11 protein-coding genes and 3 pseudogenes are annotated in these 16,439 nt (G+C 70.9%); 3 read left to right on the plus strand and 11 right to left on the minus strand.

The window, feature by feature from the left end:
• Positions 1-57 precede the first annotated feature (57 nt).
• From ABZ823_RS01305 to ABZ823_RS01315, 3 genes are read right to left on the minus strand one after another with little or no spacing between them, the layout of a single operon-like run.
• Positions 58-2,007: a substrate-binding domain-containing protein gene (locus ABZ823_RS01305; RefSeq protein ID WP_361652378.1), complete on the minus strand. Its 1,950-nt coding sequence runs from the start codon at positions 2,005-2,007 to the stop codon at positions 58-60.
• Positions 1,997-3,562 carry a sugar ABC transporter ATP-binding protein gene (locus ABZ823_RS01310; protein WP_361652380.1) on the minus strand — a complete coding sequence of 522 codons (1,566 nt, stop codon included), beginning with the start codon at positions 3,560-3,562 and terminating at the stop codon, positions 1,997-1,999. Before ABZ823_RS01310 ends, ABZ823_RS01305 begins: the two co-directional genes overlap by 11 nt.
• Positions 3,559-4,605 carry a LacI family DNA-binding transcriptional regulator gene (locus ABZ823_RS01315; protein WP_361652382.1) on the minus strand — a complete coding sequence of 349 codons (1,047 nt, stop codon included), beginning with the start codon at positions 4,603-4,605 and terminating at the stop codon, positions 3,559-3,561. Before ABZ823_RS01315 ends, ABZ823_RS01310 begins: the two co-directional genes overlap by 4 nt.
• A gap of 498 nt (positions 4,606-5,103) precedes the next feature.
• On the opposite strand from ABZ823_RS01315, the gene ABZ823_RS01320 reads away from it, so the two are divergent.
• Together ABZ823_RS01320 and ABZ823_RS01325 are read left to right on the plus strand one after the other, a co-directional pair.
• Entirely contained in the window at positions 5,104-7,380 is a 2,277-nt protein-coding gene (locus ABZ823_RS01320; RefSeq protein ID WP_361652384.1) for an ATP-dependent RecD-like DNA helicase, read from the plus strand.
• Positions 7,381-7,611: 231 nt separating this feature from the next.
• On the plus strand, positions 7,612-8,901 hold the full coding sequence (locus tag ABZ823_RS01325) for a citrate synthase (RefSeq protein ID WP_361652386.1): 1,290 nt from the start codon (positions 7,612-7,614) through the stop codon (positions 8,899-8,901).
• A 567-nt stretch (positions 8,902-9,468) separates the two neighbouring features.
• Here ABZ823_RS01325 and ABZ823_RS01330 read toward each other — a convergent pair.
• Positions 9,469-11,727: a heavy metal translocating P-type ATPase gene (locus ABZ823_RS01330; protein ID WP_361652388.1), complete on the minus strand. Its 2,259-nt coding sequence runs from the start codon at positions 11,725-11,727 to the stop codon at positions 9,469-9,471.
• Between the two features lie 89 nt (positions 11,728-11,816).
• The gene (locus ABZ823_RS01335; protein WP_361652390.1) at positions 11,817-12,056 is read right to left on the minus strand and encodes a heavy-metal-associated domain-containing protein; all 240 of its coding nucleotides are present in this window, start codon (positions 12,054-12,056) and stop codon (positions 11,817-11,819) included.
• Positions 12,057-12,350: 294 nt separating this feature from the next.
• Between ABZ823_RS01335 and ABZ823_RS01340 the strand changes: the two genes are divergently transcribed.
• A complete protein-coding gene (locus ABZ823_RS01340; RefSeq protein ID WP_361652392.1) occupies positions 12,351-13,394 on the plus strand; it encodes a zinc-dependent alcohol dehydrogenase family protein in 1,044 nt (347 codons plus the stop codon).
• Positions 13,395-13,478: 84 nt separating this feature from the next.
• Here the strand turns inward: ABZ823_RS01340 and ABZ823_RS01345 are convergent, their stop codons facing one another.
• The 6 genes and pseudogenes from ABZ823_RS01345 to ABZ823_RS01370 all read right to left on the minus strand — a co-directional run.
• Positions 13,479-13,679, minus strand: coding sequence for a MerR family transcriptional regulator (locus ABZ823_RS01345; protein ID WP_361652394.1), 201 nt, complete (start codon positions 13,677-13,679; stop codon positions 13,479-13,481).
• A gap of 826 nt (positions 13,680-14,505) precedes the next feature.
• A pseudogene (locus ABZ823_RS01350) lies at positions 14,506-14,604 on the minus strand (chaplin); the annotation flags it as partial.
• 117 nt (positions 14,605-14,721) lie between these two features.
• Positions 14,722-15,051, minus strand: a pseudogene (locus ABZ823_RS01355) (chaplin); the annotation flags it as partial.
• Positions 15,052-15,211: 160 nt separating this feature from the next.
• A complete protein-coding gene (locus ABZ823_RS01360; RefSeq protein WP_361652839.1) occupies positions 15,212-15,403 on the minus strand; it encodes a chaplin in 192 nt (63 codons plus the stop codon).
• Between the two features lie 247 nt (positions 15,404-15,650).
• Entirely contained in the window at positions 15,651-15,968 is a 318-nt protein-coding gene (locus ABZ823_RS01365; protein WP_361652396.1) for an RdlA protein, read from the minus strand.
• A 156-nt stretch (positions 15,969-16,124) separates the two neighbouring features.
• Positions 16,125-16,424: pseudogene (locus ABZ823_RS01370) on the minus strand (long-chain fatty acid--CoA ligase); the annotation flags it as partial.
• Positions 16,425-16,439 lie beyond the last annotated feature (15 nt).

Below are 16,439 nucleotides of genomic sequence, written 5' to 3' on the forward strand. Positions count from 1 at the left end.
GAGAGATGACGTGAGGCGGGCCGTCACTCACCAGGACGGCCCGCCCGCTCGGCGGCGTCAGCCGCTGAACCCGGCCACGTTCTGCTGCGTGACCACCTTCACCGGAACCTTCACCGTCTCCTGGACCTTCTTGCCCTCGGCGGCCCGCAGCGCGTTATCGACCGCGATCCGGCCCAGCTGCGTCGGCTGCTGCGCCACCGAGGCGTACAGCGTGCCCGCCTTGACGGCGGCCAGGCCGTCGGGCTCGCCGTCGAAGCCGACCACCTGCACCGAGGTGCCGGCCTTGGAGCCGAGCGCCTTGATCGCGCCGAGCGCCATCTCGTCGTTCTCGGCGAAGACGCCCTGGACGTCGGGGTGGGCCTGGAGCAGGTTGGTCATCACGTCGAGGCCCTTGGTGCGGTCGAAGTCGGCGGGCTGCTTGGCGACGACCTGGATGCCGGGGTAGGCCTTCAGGCCCTGCGCGAAGCCCGCGCCGCGCTCACGGCTCGCGGACGTACCGGCCAGACCCTGAAGGATCACGATCTTGCCCTTGCCACCCAGCTTCTCGGCCAGCGCCTTGGCCCCCAGCTTGCCGCCCTCGACGTTGTCGGAGGCGACCAGCGCGGCCGTCTTCGCCTTGTTGACACCGCGGTCGACGCCCACGACGGGGACGCCCGCCTTGTTCGCGGCACGCACCGCAGGCCCCGCCGCGTCCGAGTCCACGGGGTTGACGACGATCGCACCCAGGCCCGAGCTGGTGAAGTTCTGGAGCTGGTTGGCCTGCTGCGAGGCGTCGTTCTGCGCGTCCGTGACCGTCAGGTCGACGCCCAGCTTCTTCGCCTCCGCCTGTGCGCCCGTCTTGATCTGCACGAAGAAGGGGTTGTTGAGCGTGGACAGCGACAGGCCCACCTTCGGCGTCGTGGAGGAGGAGCCGCCGTGCAGGAAGGACATCGCGCCCACCACGGCCGCCGCGACCACGGCGGCCAGTACATAGGTCGCCGCCTGCTTCTTCCTGCCGCCCGGAGCCGGCGTACCGGCCGCCACGGGGGTGGCCCCCGCCTTGCGCCGCACGGTGTCGAGGAGCACCGCCAGCGCGATCACGACACCGATGACGACCTGCTGCCAGAACGCCGACACCGACAGCAGGTTGAGGCCGTTGCGCAGCACCGCGAGGATCAGCGCGCCGATCAGGGTGCCGGAGGCCTTGCCCGTGCCGCCCGCCAGCGAGGCGCCGCCGATGACGACCGCGGCGATCGCGTCCAGCTCGTAGCCGTTTGCGGCCTGCGGCTGCGCGGAGGACAGACGTGCGGCGAGCACGATGCCCGCGAGCGCGGCGAACAGCCCCGACAACGCGTAGATCGCGAGCTTCTGCTTCTTCACCCGCAGACCCGACAGGCGAGCCGCCTCCTCGTTGCCGCCGATCGCGTACATCGAGCGGCCGATGTACGTACGACCGAGGACGAACGCGGTGACCAGCCCCATGACGACCATGACGAGCACCGGCACCGGCAGCCAGCCGCCGAGCGTGTCACCGAGGTGCGAGACGGAGTCCGGGACGGCGATCGGGGAGCCCTGCGAGATGACCAGCGACAGACCGCGGCCCACCGACAGCATGGCGAGCGTCGCGATGAACGGCGGGAGCTTCCCGTACGAGATCAGGACGCCGTTGACGAGACCGGCCGCGAGGCCGGTCGCGATGGCGAGGAGCACCGCTATCGCGACGGGGACGCCCGCCGACGTGGCGCTCCAGGCGAGGACGGTGGCCGACAGTGCGGCGACCGAACCGACCGACAGGTCGATGCCGGCCGAGACGATCACGAAGGTGACACCGAAGGCGAGGATGGCGGTGACGGCCGCCTGGACGCCGATGTTGAGGAAGTTGTCGGCCGTCAGGAAGTCGCCGGACAGCGCCGACATCACGATGACGAGGCCGATGAGCGCGGTGAGCGCGCCGTTGTCGAGCAGGAGGCGGCGGATCCCCCCGGCGCCACCGGCGCCCGCTGTGCTCTTGAGCGTGTCAGTGGCCACGGGAGGCCTCCGTTTCGTTGACAGACGTGATGTCAGACGTGGTGACAGACGGGGTGACGGACGGGGTGGGAGCGGAGACGGCGAGGGCCATGACGGAGTCCTGGGTCGCCTCGTCGGCGGTCAGTTCGCCCGCGATCCGGCCCTGAGCCATCACCAGGACCCGGTCGCTCATGCCGAGCACCTCGGGCAGATCGCTGGAGATCATCAGGACGGCGGCGCCCGCGGCCGTGAGTTCGTTGATCAGCTGGTAGATCTCGACCTTGGCGCCGACGTCGATGCCGCGCGTCGGTTCGTCGAGGATGAGGACCTTGGTGTTCGCCAGCAGCCACTTGCCGATGACGACCTTCTGCTGGTTGCCGCCGGAGAGCGTGCGCACCAGCTGGCCGAGTCCGGCCATCCGCACCCGGAGCCGTTCGGCGACCTTCGCCGCGGCGGCGTGCTGCCCCTTGCGGTCGACGAGCCCGCCGTGGGTCGCGGCCCGCATGGTCACGAGCCCGAGGTTCTCCTCGACGGACGCGTCAAGGAGGAGTCCCTGGCCCTTGCGGTCCTCGGGCACAAGCCCGATCCCGGCCTCCATCGCGGCGTTCACGTCGTACCGGCGCACCGTCGCGCCGGCGACGCGCACGGCTCCCTTGTCGTAGGGATCGGCACCGAACACGGCTCGTACGACCTCCGTACGGCCGGCACCCACGAGCCCCGCGATGCCGACGACCTCACCGGCCCGCACCTCGAAGGACACATCGTGGAAGACACCGTCCCGGGTGAGCCCCTCGACGGTGAGCAACGCGGCACCCGCCTCGGGCCGTTCGCGCGGGTACTGCTGCTCGATCGACCGCCCCACCATGAGGCGTACGAGCTCCGCCTCGGGCGTGTCGGCGGACACCTGCCCGACACTCCTGCCGTCGCGGATCACGGTGACCCGGTCCCCGAGGGCGGCGATCTCGTCCAGATGGTGGGTGATGAAGACGATCCCGACGCCGTCCTCGCGCAGCTTGCGCACGATGGCGAACAGCTTCTCGACCTCCTCGGAGGTGAGCACGGCCGTCGGTTCGTCCATGATGAGCACGCGCGCGTTCAGGCTGAGGGCCTTGGCGATCTCGACCATCTGGAGCCGCGCGATGCCCAGTTCCCGCACACGTGCGCGGGGGGACACGTGCACGCCCACACGTTCGAGGAGTTCGGCCGCGTCCGCCTCCATCCTTTTGCGGTCGATCACCCCGAAGCGGCGCGGCTGGCGCCCGAGGAAGATGTTCTCGGCGACGGTCAGATCGGGAACGAGGTTGAACTCCTGGTAGATGGTGGCGATCCCGAGGCGCTCGGAGTCCTGCGCCCCGTGGATGCGCACCTCCTCGCCGCCGACCAGGATCCGCCCGCTGTCGGGGCGGTAGGCGCCGGAGAGCATCTTGATGAGCGTGCTCTTGCCCGCGCCGTTCTCACCGAGCAGCACATGCACCTCGCCCCTGCGCAGGTCGAAGTCGACGCCGTCGAGTGCGACCACGCCGGGGAAGGTCTTGCGTATGCCTTCGATGCGCAGCAACTCGTCAGGGTTGCTCACGGCTTGCTCCTTTGCATGGGAGAGGTCTGCGCAGCGGGGGCCTGCGCGGGGGCCGGCTCGCCGCACGAGCGGCGTACGACGAGACGGGCGGGGAGGGTGACGGACGCGGGGGGCCGCCCCTCGATGCGGTCGACCAGCGCGCGCACGGCGGCGCGTCCCAACTCGCCCGTGGGCTGGGCGATCGCGGTGATCGGCGGATCGGTGTGCACGAACCACGGGATGTCGTCGAACGCGGCGAGCGCGATGTCCTCGGGAACCCGCAGCCCGCGCGCCCGGATCGCGTCCAGCGCGCCGAGCGCCATCAGGTTGTCGGCGGCGAACACGGCCTCGGGCGGTTCGGTCAGCTCCAGGAACCGCTCGGTGGCCCGCCGCCCGCTGTCGGCCTGGAAGTCGCCCTGTCCTATGTATGCGTCCGGGAGGGGGAGCCCGTACTCGCCCAGGGCCTGGCGGAAGGCCTCGACGCGCTCACTGCCCGTCGTGGTCGCCGCCGGGCCCGCGATGATCGCGAGCCGCCGGTGCCCGAGTCCGTGCAGATGGGCCACGAGGTCGTGCACGGCGGCGCGTCCGTCGGCGCGTACGACGGGGACGTCGACGCCCGCGATCCACCGGTCCACGAAGACCATCGGGATGCCGGCCTTCGCGGCGTCCAGCATGAGTGGCGAGCCGCCGTCGGTCGGGGAGACGAGCAGCCCGTCGATCCGCCGGTCCAGCAGGGTTCGCACATGGTGGTCCTGGAGCTCGGGCCGTTCGTCGGCGTTGCCGATGATCACGCTGTAGCCGAGGGCCCGGGCCTCCTCCTCGACGGAGCGCGCCAGATGCGTGAAGTACGGGTTCAGCACGTCGCTGATGACCAGGCCGAGGGTGCGGGTCTCGTCGGTGCGCAGGGACCGGGCGACGGCGTTCGGGCGGTAGCCCAGCGCCTCGACGGCGGCCAGCACACGGGTGCGTGCGTCGGCGCTGACCGAAGGATGATCGTTCAGGACGCGCGACACCGTGGCGACGGATACGCCCGCCTCGGCGGCGACGTCCTTGATGCTCGCCATTGCCGGGACCACCTCCTTGTGAGTCCTCGTATGGGCTGTGCCGGTCGTGATGCGATGTCAATGGAATCGTTTACACGGGCGACACCGAGGATTGGAATCGATTACATGGGGGTTAATCAAGGGTCGTAGGGGCTGCGAGACCGGATTGTGACCCGGAGGCGGTCGTACGGGCGGGCGGTGGCGCGGGCCCCGGGGGGAGGACGGTTCCCGGCCCGCGGGGGCCGCTCATGGATCCACGGGCAGGGAACCGGGGCGCCGTCGCGGCTATTCCCGCGCGGTGCGCTCGAGCACGGAGGGCCCGGCCCCGCCCCCGGGCGCGGCCGGTTGAGGGTCCGTCAGCCGGCCTCCCGAGCGGGCGCCGGGGCCGAGCGAATCCCCTTCGGGGCACGAGAGCCGCCGACCGCGGCCTTCCCACCGGACCCGGGTGGTCGCACACCGGCCGTCCCCGTCTGTCACACCTGGGCGGTCTCTGTCACACCCGGGCGGTAGCGTCGGATCATGACCCAGGAGGCGAGTCGGGCGGGACAGGCGGGTGCGGGCGAGCGGCGCCTGGCCACCCTGGAGGGCGTGCTCGAACGGATCACCTACGCCAACGAGGAGAACGGATACACGGTCGCCCGCGTGGACACCGGCCGCGGTGCCGGTGATCTGCTCACCGTCGTCGGCGCGCTTCTCGGCGCCCAGGTCGGGGAGTCGCTCCGGATGGAGGGCCGCTGGGGGTCGCACCCCCAGTACGGACGGCAGTTCACCGTCGAGAACTACACGACCGTCCTGCCGGCCACCGTCCAGGGCATCCGCCGCTATCTCGGATCCGGCCTCGTCAAGGGCATCGGCCCGGTCTTCGCCGACCGCATCACCCAGCACTTCGGCCTCGACACCCTGAGGATCATCGAGGAGGAGCCCAAGCGGCTCATCGAGGTCCCCGGCCTCGGGCCCAAGCGGACCAGGAAGATCGCCGACGCCTGGGAGGAGCAGAAGGCGATCAAGGAGGTCATGCTCTTCCTCCAGACCGTCCAGGTCTCCACGTCCATCGCCGTGCGCATCTACAAGAAGTACGGCGACGCCTCCATCTCGGTCGTCAAGAACCAGCCCTACCGCCTGGCCGCCGACGTCTGGGGCATCGGCTTCCTCACCGCCGACCGCATCGCCCAGTCCGTCGGCATCCCGCACGACAGCCCGGAGCGCGTCAAGGCCGGATTGCAGTACGCGCTGTCGCAGTCCGCCGACCAGGGCCACTGCTATCTGCCCGAGGAGCGGCTCATCGCGGACGCGGTCAAACTCCTCCAGGTCGACACGGGGCTGGTCATCGAGTGCCTGGCCGAGCTGGCGGCGCCCCCGCAGGACGACTCCGACCCGGGTGTCGTACGGGAGAGGGTGCCCGGACCCGACGGCGGCGGACCCGTCACCGCCGTCTACCTGGTCCCCTTCCACCGGGCCGAACTCTCCCTCTCCGCCCAGCTGCTGCGTCTGCTGCGGACCGACGAGGACCGGATGCCCGCCTTCCGGGACGTGGCGTGGGACAAGGCGCTCGGCTGGCTCAGGGAGCGCACGGGAGCCGAACTCGCCCCCGAACAGGAGGAGGCCGTACGGCTGGCGCTGACCCGGAAGGTCGCCGTCCTCACCGGAGGGCCCGGCTGCGGCAAGTCCTTCACCGTACGGTCCATCGTCGAACTCGCCCGGGCCAAGCGCGCCAAGGTCCTGCTCGCGGCGCCCACCGGACGGGCGGCCAAGCGCCTGTCCGAGCTGACCGGCGCCGAGGCCTCCACGGTCCACCGGCTGCTGGAGCTCAAGCCCGGCGGCGACGCGGCGTACGACAGGGACCGCCCGCTCGACGCCGACCTGGTGGTCGTGGACGAGGCGTCCATGCTCGACCTGCTGCTCGCCAACAAGCTGGTCAAGGCCGTGCCGCCGGGCGCCCACCTGCTCTTCGTCGGCGACGTCGACCAGCTGCCGAGCGTCGGCGCCGGGGAGGTCCTGCGGGACCTCCTCGCCGACGGGAGTCCCCTCCCCGCCGTCCGGCTCACCCGGGTCTTCCGCCAGGCCCAGCAGTCCGGTGTCGTCACCAACGCGCACCGCATCAACGCCGGACAGCACCCGCTCACCGACGGCCTGAAGGACTTCTTCCTCTTCGTCGAGGACGACACCGAGGAGGCCGGCCGGCTCACCGTGGACGTGGCGGCACGGCGGATCCCGGCCCGGTTCGGCCTCGATCCGCGCCGGGACGTCCAGGTGCTCGCCCCGATGCACCGGGGCCCCGCCGGCGCGGGCACCCTCAACGGCCTGCTCCAGCAGGTGATCACCCCCGGCCGCCCCGACCTGCCCGAGAAGCGGTTCGGTGGCCGTGTCTTCCGTGTCGGGGACAAGGTCACCCAGATCCGGAACAATTACGAAAAGGGCAAGAATGGCGTCTTCAATGGCACCGTGGGCGTGGTCACCTCACTCGACCCGGTCGAGCAGCGCCTGACGGTGCTGACGGACGAGGACGAGGAGGTTCCCTACGAATTCGACGAACTGGACGAACTGGCGCACGCGTACGCGGTGACCATCCATCGCTCGCAGGGCAGCGAGTATCCGGCGGTGGTGGTCCCGGTCACCACCGGAGCCTGGATGATGCTCCAGCGGAACCTGCTCTACACGGCCGTCACCCGCGCCAAGAAGCTTGTCGTCCTCGTCGGTTCGCGCAAGGCGATCGGGCAGGCGGTGCGCACGGTTTCGGCGGGCCGGCGGTGCACGGCCCTGGATTTCCGGCTGTCACCCGGGCCCCTCGAGGGCTGAGCTCCAGCCCATGGCCGAGCCTCGGAAAAAATGATCGATCAAATGAGTCGCGAAGGTCACAGAGCACTTCCGGAACCGGGCGAAGGGGGGCAGGATGAGCAGGTTGACGGCACTCAGTGCCGCCGATGAGCCCAATGGTCGACCCCGAGTGCACTCTCCTGAGCCAAATGGGGGATGGTAGAGACAGTCAGGGCACCTCGAAGATGAGGCACTACGTCGGTGAGGGAAGACGTGAGCGACAACTCTGTAGTACTGCGGTACGACGGCGGCGAATACACCTACCCGGTGGTCGACAGCACCGTCGGTGACAAGGGCTTCGACATCGGGAAGCTCCGCGCCCAGACCGGTCTGGTCACTCTGGACAGCGGGTATGGCAACACCGCCGCCTATAAATCCGCCATCACCTACCTGGACGGCGAGAAGGGCATCCTCCGGTACCGCGGCTACCCGATCGAGCAGCTGGCCGAGCGCTCCACCTTCCTGGAGGTCGCCTACCTGCTGATCAACGGCGAGCTTCCGACCGTCGATGAGCTCTCCACCTTCAAGAACGACATCACGCAGCACACCCTGCTGCACGAGGACGTCAAGAACTTCTACACGGGCTTCCCGCGCGACGCGCACCCGATGGCGATGCTGTCCTCGGTGGTCTCCGCGCTGTCCACCTTCTACCAGGACAGCCACAACCCCTTCGACGAGAAGCAGCGCAACCTCTCCACCATCCGCCTGCTCGCCAAGCTGCCGACGATCGCCGCGTACGCCTACAAGAAGTCGATCGGCCACCCCTTCGTCTACCCGCGTAACGACCTCGGCTACGTCGAGAACTTCCTCCGTATGACGTTCTCCGTGCCGGCGCAGGAGTACGACCTGGACCCGGTCGTCGTCTCCGCCCTGGACAAGCTGCTGATCCTGCACGCGGACCACGAGCAGAACTGCTCGACCTCGACCGTGCGCCTGGTGGGCTCGTCGCAGGCCAATATGTTCGCCTCGATCTCGGCCGGCATCAACGCGCTGTGGGGCCCGCTGCACGGCGGCGCCAACCAGTCCGTCCTGGAGATGCTCGAGGGCATCCGCGACTCCGGCAACGACGTCGACACCTTCATCCGCAAGGTGAAGAACAAGGAGGAGGGCGTCCGCCTGATGGGCTTCGGCCACCGGGTCTACAAGAACTTCGACCCGCGTGCCCGGATCATCAAGGCCGCCGCGCACGATGTGCTCTCCGCCCTGGGCAAGGAGGACGAACTCCTCGACATCGCCCTCAAGCTGGAGGAGCACGCGCTGTCCGACGACTACTTCGTCGAGCGCAAGCTCTACCCGAACGTCGACTTCTACACCGGCCTGATCTACCGCGCGATGGGCTTCCCGACCGAGATGTTCACGGTCCTGTTCGCCCTGGGCCGCCTGCCGGGCTGGATCGCCCAGTGGACCGAGATGATCAAGGAGCCGGGCTCCCGCATCGGCCGCCCGCGCCAGATCTACACGGGCGTCGTCGAGCGCGACTTCGTTCCGGTCGAGGAGCGCTGACAACGCTTACCGCGGCTCGACCCGGTAAGTGAGCCGAAGGGGCGCGCGCCCCTGGAGGCGAACGAGCGACAAAAAGCGGAAGGCGCCCCGGCGGCGGTCCCCCCACGGGCCGACGCGCGGGGCGCCTTCCCATGTCCCGGTGCGGATTCCCCCCACGGGATCCGGCCGGGCGTCTGCGGGACAGCGCCTGAAACGCTACGAGCAAAACGAGCAGAACTCGGCGGACCACTGCGATGCGGTCTGCCGGGACCCGTACGAACGGGAGGGCCGCTCAAAGCTCCCCGGCGTACGTGTCCCGGCAACGCAGTTTCCCGGGAACGTCCCCCAAGACATCCCCAGATGCCGGTCGCGCCCCCCAAGACGCTTCCGACATCGCCAACTTAGACCCACGAACCCTTCCGTTGGTTACGTTCACATCACTGTGATCTGCGTCTCTTGCATATGCCCTGAAAATACGCAAGCGCCTCGATACGGTTATCGAGGCTCCAGCGTAAGGATGATGCGCGAGCCTTGTGAAGAGCTTATGTGAGGCATGCGTCGGACTCTAGAGGGACTCTTACCCCTGCGTCATGAAAACGCCCGGAGCCGGAGGCTGTTCGTCACCACGAAAACGGACGAGAAGGCCATCGCCGCCCCCGCGATCATGGGGTTGAGCAGCCCGGCGGCGGCGAGCGGCAGCGCGGCCACGTTGTAGCCGAAGGCCCACACCAGATTCCCCTTGATCGTGGCGAGCGTCCGCCGTGACAGCCGGATCGCGTCCGCGGCCACCCGCAGGTCCCCGCGCACCAGCGTCAGATCGCTCGCCTCGATCGCCGCGTCCGTCCCGGTGCCCATGGCGAGTCCGAGATCGGCGGTGGCGAGCGCGGCCGCGTCGTTGACGCCGTCACCGACCATGGCGACGGTCCGCCCCTCGCTCTGCAGCCGCCGGACGACGTCGACCTTGTCCTGCGGCAGCACCTCGGCGATCACATCGCCGGCGTCGATGCCGACGGCGCGCGCCACGGCCTCGGCCACCACCCGGTTGTCCCCGGTCAGCAGGACCGGCCTGAGCCCCAGGGCGCGCAGCTCCCGCACGGCCTCGGCGCTGGTCTCCTTGACCGTGTCGGCGACCGTGAGGACACCGAGTGCCACGCCCTCCCGGGCGACCACGACGGCCGTGTGTCCCCGCGCCTCGGCCTCCGCCTTCGCGCGGGCCACCGCTTCCGGGAGCGCCTCCCGGAACCGTCCCACCGTGATCTCGCAGCCCTCGACGCGTCCGCGCACCCCGAGCCCGGGCACGTTCTCGAAGCGCTCCGGTACCGGAAGGGCACCCACGCGCTCCTCGGCGCCCGCCGCGACCGCACGGGCGATGGGGTGCTCGGAGGCGTGCTCGAGGGCTCCCGCCAGCCGCAGAAGCTCCTTCTCGTCGGCGCCCTCGGCGACATGGACCCCCTGGAGGGCCATCCGGCCGGTGGTGACCGTGCCCGTCTTGTCCAGGACCACGGTGTCGACGCGGCGCGTGGACTCCAGCACCTCGGGCCCTTTGATGAGAATGCCGAGCTGGGCACCACGGCCCGTGCCCACCATCAGGGCCGTCGGGGTGGCGAGGCCCAGCGCGCAGGGGCAGGCGATGATCAGCACCGCGACGGCCGCGGTGAAGGCGGCGACCGTGTCGCCGGTGACACCGAGCCACACGCCGAAGGTGCCGAGCGCGATCAGCAGCACCACGGGCACGAAGATCCCGGAGACGCGGTCGGCGAGGCGTTGCACTTCGGCCTTGCCGTTCTGCGCGTCCTCGACGAGACGCGCCATCCGTGCGAGCTGGGTGTCGGCGCCCACGCGCGTCGCCTCCACCACCAGCCGGCCCCCGGCGTTCACGGTCGCGCCGGTCACGGCGTCCCCTACGGTCACGTCGACCGGCACCGACTCACCGGTCAGCATCGACGCGTCGACCGCGGAGGCGCCCTCCACCACGGTCCCGTCCGTGGCGATCTTCTCCCCGGGGCGTACGACGAACAGGTCGCCGACAGCCAGCCGCGCCACCGGGACGCGCACCTCCCGGCCGTCCCGCAGTACCGCCACGTCTTTCGCGCCCAGTTCGAGCAGCGCCTTCAGGGCCGCGCCCGCGCGCCGCTTGGAGCGGGCCTCCAGATAGCGGCCGAGCAGGAGGAACGCGACGACTCCCGCCGCCACCTCCAGATAGATGGCCCGGGAACCGTCCGTACGGGAGACGGTGAGGTCGAAGCCGTGGCGCATGCCGGGCATTCCGGCGTCGCCCCAGAACAGCGCCCACAGCGACCAGCCGAAAGCGGCCAGCGTGCCGACCGAGACGAGCGTGTCCATGGTGGCAGCCCCGTGCCGGGCGTTGGTGAACGCCGCCCGGTGGAACGGCAGCCCTCCCCAGACGACGACCGGGGCGGCGAGCGTGAGCGAGAGCCACTGCCAGTTGTCGAACTGGAGGGCCGGAACCATCGACAGCAGGACCACGGGCAGGGCGAGCAGGGCGGAGACGGTCAGGCGCCGGCGCAGCGCGGCCGGCTCGGAGTCCTCCCCTTGGGTCGCGGGACCCTGCGGTCCGGGCTCCTCGATCCGGGGCGGCGGTGGTGCTTCGGCGGTGTAGCCGGTCTTCACCACGGTGGCGATCAGATCGGCGACCTCGACGCCGTCGGCGTACGAGATCTTCGCCTTCTCCGTCGCGAAGTTCACCGTGGCCGTGACGCCGTCCAGGCGGTTGAGCTTCTTCTCGACGCGGGCCGCGCAGGAGGCGCAGGTCATGCCGCCGATCGTCAGTTCGACCACGGAATGCGCGCCCCGGTCTATCAGGGCTGGTGCTGCGGTACTGGTCATATCCGGACTCCAGACGGAGGGCCGGGGCGTACGGAGCCGGTATCAGCCGGTCGGTACGGCCCGGTGCGGAGAGCGGGGAGCGGGGCGGTTCAGGCCTGGCCGACGAGTTCGAAGCCCGCCTCGTCGACAGCCGCGCGCACGGCCTCGTCGTCGAGGGGCGCGGCGGAGACCACGGTGACCTCGCCGGTGGCTGCGACGGCCGTGACCGAGGTCACACCGGCGAGGCCGGAGATCTCGCCGGAGACGGAACCCTCACAGTGTCCGCAGCTCATCCCGCTCACCTTGTAGACGGTCGTCACGGAGCCCTGGGTGTCGGTCTGCGCGGTCATGTCGTTACTCCTCGGGAGACGTATGGGGCCTACGGGACTCAGTCTATACCCCTAGGGGGTATGACCTGTAGGGGGGATTCGATTCCTCGCGCGGCCGGGTCGGCCGGTGGCCCAGGAGGACATGATGGGCCGGGATCCGTCGCCGGCAGGGCAAGCGGCACGGTGGCGGCGCGGGTGCGCCCGTCCGGCGGAATGCCCGGCCAGGGGTCCGCGCCCCCCTCGGCTAGCGTTCCGCCTGGAGACGATCTCCGGGACCGCCGGGGATCGCGGGACGAGGGCGGAGGGCGCGGTCGTATGCGTGCGGTGGTGTTCGAGCGATACGGGGAGCCGGCCGAGGTGCGCGAGGTGCCGGACCCGAAGCCTTCCGAGCACGGCGTCGTGGTACGGGTCGAGGCGACGGGACTGTGCCGCAGCGACTGGCACGGCTGGATGGGGCACGACCCGGACATCACGCTCCCGCACGTGCCCGGGCACGAACTCGCCGGTGTGGTGGAGGCGGTGGGCTCCCGGGTGACCGGCTGGTGCCCCGGCGACCGGGTCACGGTCCCGTTCGTCTGCGCGTGCGGCAGCTGTCCGTCCTGCGCGGCGGGCGACCAGCAGGTGTGCGAGCGCCAGACCCAGCCGGGGTTCACGCACTGGGGATCCTTCGCCCAGTACGTCGCCCTGGAGCACGCGGACGTGAATCTGGTGGCGGTGCCGGAGGAACTGTCGTTCCGCACGGCCGCGGCGCTGGGGTGCCGGTTCGCCACGGCGTTCCGCGCGGTCGTCGGGCAGGGCAGGACGGCGGCGGGGGAGTGGGTCGCCGTGCACGGCTGCGGCGGCGTCGGCCTGTCGGCGGTGATGATCGCGGCCGCCGCCGGGGCCAGGGTCGTGGCCGTCGATGTGTCGCCCCGGGCGCTGGAACTCGCGCGGGAGTTCGGGGCGACGGAGTGCGTGGACGCCACGCGCGCCGACGACACGGCGGAAGCGGTCCGTGAGCTGACGGGCGGCGGCGCTCATGTCTCCCTGGACGCGCTCGGCTCCCCGGCCACCTGCGCCGCGTCGGTGAACGGCCTGCGCCGCCGTGGCCGCCACGTCCAGGTCGGCCTGCTGCCGTCGCCCGCAGGCACGACCCCGGTCCCCATGGCCCGGGTGATCGCTCTCGAACTGGAGCTCCTCGGCAGCCACGGCATGGCGGCCCACACCTATGCGCCCCTGCTGGAGCTGGTCCGCTCGGGTGCCCTGCGCCCCGATCTCCTGGTCACCTCGGCGATCCCGCTGGAGGCGTCCCCGGCGGCCCTGGCGGCCATGGGCGCGGCGCCGGGCAGCGGAGTGACCGTCATCGAACCGTGGACCTGAGCGCGCCGGGCCACGAGGGCGTCCCTGCCGTGGCGCGGGAGCGGCCCGCCCGGACGGGGACGGGCCTCTCGCCGGAAAAGGAGGTCAGGGCTCCGCGCGGCCGCGGTTTCCGGGCCGGGAGGCGACCCAGGCCCGGACCGTGTCGGCGTACCAGTAGGGCTTCCCGCCCTCCACGTGGTCGGGAGGGGGAAGCAGCCCGTGTTTGCGGTACGACCTCACGGTGTCCGGCTGCACCCGGATGTGCGCGGCGATCTCCTTGTAGGACCAGAGGTGGCGGTCGGTCATCAGCAGTACCTCCCCGCGCGCGCCGCGGCGCCGACCGGGGGAGGCCGACGGGGGAGCCGGGCGCTGCGCTGGCGATCACGAACCTGTGCTCCGTCAACGACGGGGAGCCGGAGGCGGGCAGGGTCTGTGAACGGGGTGTGACAGAACGAGGGCCCGCACGGGACATGTGTGACCTGCCGGAGTCCTTTGTGACGCGGATGACGCATTGGGCGGGTGCGCCGCCTGCTGCTTCCGGCGCCTCCCGTTACGACGGCCGGGCCTGTTCCGAGGACGGCGACGGCCCAGGGGCGGCACCCCCTGTGTGGGTGCCGCCCCTGGGCCGTGGACTCGAGGGGACCGCGCGGGTGCCGGACGCGGACGTCCGGCACCCGTCGCACTAGAAGCGGGACGCGGCGCGCCCCCGTCGGTACAGGATGAGCCCGCCGGCCAGCATCGCGACGCTGACGGCCGAGGCCGCGATCACGCCCTCACTGCCGGTCTCGGCCAGGGCGGGCGCCGGGTGCGGGGCGGTGACGGGCGCGTCGCCCGGAGTGACACCCTGCGGAGCGTGCGGCTCGTGGTGCACAGGCGTCTGCGGAGTCGACTGCGAAGGCACCTGGGGGACCGTCCGCGGCGGGGTCTGCGGCGGCGTCTGCGGGACCGTCTGCGGCGGCGTCTGCGGGACCGTCTGCGGCGGGGTTTGCGGGTTCTGCGGAGGGGCCTGCGGCGGGGTCTGCGGGTTCTGCGGAGGGGTCTGCGGCGGCGTCGGCGTCGGCGGGTTCTGCGGCGGCGTCTGCGGCGGTGTCTGCGTGCCGGAAGCGGGGCCGCAGGAGTTGCCGGTCACCTCGTTCAGCAGACCGACCACGTTGACCGAGTTGCCGCAGGCGTTGACCGGGACGTGCACGGGGACCTGGACGTTGTTCCCGGAGGCGACTCCGGGAGAGCCGGTCGTCGTGCCGCTGGCGTGCGCGCCCGTGGACGAGGCCTGTCCGCCGGAGGCGTGGCCGCAGGAGTTGCCGGACGCCGGGTTCAACAGGGCGGCCACATCGACCGTGTTGCCGCAGGCGTTGACCGGGACGTGCACGGGGACCTGGACGTTGTTCCCGGAGGCGACTCCGGGCGAGTTGGTCGTGGTGCCGGCAGCGTGCGCGCCCGTGGACGAGGCCTGTCCGCCGGAGGCGTGGGTGCAGGTGTTGCCGAACGCGGGGTTCAACAGGGCGGCCACGTTGGCGGTGTTGCCGCAGATGTTGACCGGGACGTGCACCGGGACCTGGAGGCTGTTGCCGGAGGCGACGCCGGGCGATCCGCTCGCAGTGCCGTCGGCGTTCGAGTCCGCGTACACCGGGTTGCCGCACAGGGACAGAATGCCCGTCGCGGCGGCCGCCGCGACCATTCCCCTGCTCAGGGTCTGTCGCAATCTCGTTGTCTTCCTGCTGGTAGAGGTGGGTGAAGTGGGAAGGCCGGCCCTGGAACCGGAGTGAGGAGTCCAAGGCCGGCCGCGACACAGCCGGGCAGTTGATGCGTGACGACGTCAGCCGCCGGCGGCCATGACGTCAGGTGGTCGCGCAGGCGTTGCCGGCGGCCGGGTTGAGCAGCCCGACGACGCTGACGGTGTTGCCGCACGCGTTGACCGGAATGTCCACGGGGATCTGGATGACATTCCCGGAGCCGATGCCCGGGGAGGTGGTCGCGGTGCCCTCGGCCCCTGAGTCGGCCATGGCCGGAGCGGCCATACCGAGAGCCATGACGGCGCCGGCGACGACGACGGCGCTCTTCTTGTGCTTCACGTACTTTCCCTTCTTCGCGGTCGTGCCCCTGTGACGGCCGAAACCGAGCGAGCACAGCTTGAACGGCTCGCCGCACGACCTGCAGTCTGTGAAACGAGGAATAGACGCCCGAAGCAACTCCCGATCGGGGGGCGCCAAGCAATTCACCCGAATGCCATCGCCGAATTCACACCCAAGGCGAGTACCGGGTATTGACGCGGAGTGCTCAGCCGGTGCCCGCGAGACCGTCCGGCAGGAGCGGCGCGGCCTGGGTCGCGAACGGTACGGAACCGACGACCGAACCGGTGTCGGTCTTCGTCGGCAGACCGGCGCGGAGCCTGTTCAGGGAGGTCTGCGCCAGGGAGGGCCGCGAATCCGTGCCGTCCCCGGTCACCGGGTCGCCGAGCGGGGCCGGGCCGGTGGTCGAGGCGGCGGACATGGTGCGCCCGTCGTCACCGGAGGCAAGCGCCGGGGGAGCGGCCGCCACCGTGGCACCGGCGACGGCAGCCACGACCGCCGCCATGGCCATTGCCTGCTTGAGCATTTTCTCGCGTTCCTTTCCCGGCAGGGACACGTGTACTGCTCTGCGACCAACCAGGCATGGCCGTATTGGTTCCGGTGATTCACCCGGTCGGCCGTTCAGGGAACGGTAATTCCGCTCATAGCGGTATTGCGGGCCCGGCTCGTAGGGCGGTCGCGTTCACAGCGGGCCCGACACTCGGTCGCCGTGCAACACTTCGGTCCTCCGGGCGAATGCCGTCGTCACCGCCTGGCGCCGGATCTTCACAGGCGGCGTGAGCAGGCCGTCCTCCTCGGCGGACTCGCCCTCGACCGGCGCGAACCTGCGGATGGACTCGGCGCGGGAGACCGCGCGGTTCGCGGGGTCGACGGTCTTCTGGACGTCCGCGCGCATCCAGGTGTCACGGACGACCTCGGACATCGGGGTGTCCGCGGGGAGCCCGCGTACGGCGAGCCGGTGGGCGACCGCCTCGGGGCCCACCGGCCACGGCGTGAG

It is taken from the genome of Streptomyces sp. NPDC047079, assembly GCF_040643755.1.
Taxonomy (GTDB): domain Bacteria; phylum Actinomycetota; class Actinomycetes; order Streptomycetales; family Streptomycetaceae; genus Streptomyces.

Bases quoted from the DNA above. Each gene is read 5' to 3' on its own strand.
- ABZ823_RS01315 (WP_361652382.1), bottom strand. From the start codon at position 4,605: ATGGCGAGCATCAAGGACGTCGCCGCCGAGGCGGGCGTATCCGTCGCC.
- ABZ823_RS01320 (WP_361652384.1), top strand. From the start codon at position 5,104: ATGACCCAGGAGGCGAGTCGGGCGGGACAGGCGGGTGCGGGCGAGCGG.
- ABZ823_RS01330 (WP_361652388.1), bottom strand. From the start codon at position 11,727: ATGACCAGTACCGCAGCACCAGCCCTGATAGACCGGGGCGCGCATTCC.
- ABZ823_RS01335 (WP_361652390.1), bottom strand. From the start codon at position 12,056: ATGACCGCGCAGACCGACACCCAGGGCTCCGTGACGACCGTCTACAAG.
- ABZ823_RS01340 (WP_361652392.1), top strand. From the start codon at position 12,351: ATGCGTGCGGTGGTGTTCGAGCGATACGGGGAGCCGGCCGAGGTGCGC.
- ABZ823_RS01345 (WP_361652394.1), bottom strand. From the start codon at position 13,679: ATGACCGACCGCCACCTCTGGTCCTACAAGGAGATCGCCGCGCACATC.
- ABZ823_RS01360 (WP_361652839.1), bottom strand. From the start codon at position 15,403: ATGGCTCTCGGTATGGCCGCTCCGGCCATGGCCGACTCAGGGGCCGAG.
- ABZ823_RS01365 (WP_361652396.1), bottom strand. From the start codon at position 15,968: ATGCTCAAGCAGGCAATGGCCATGGCGGCGGTCGTGGCTGCCGTCGCC.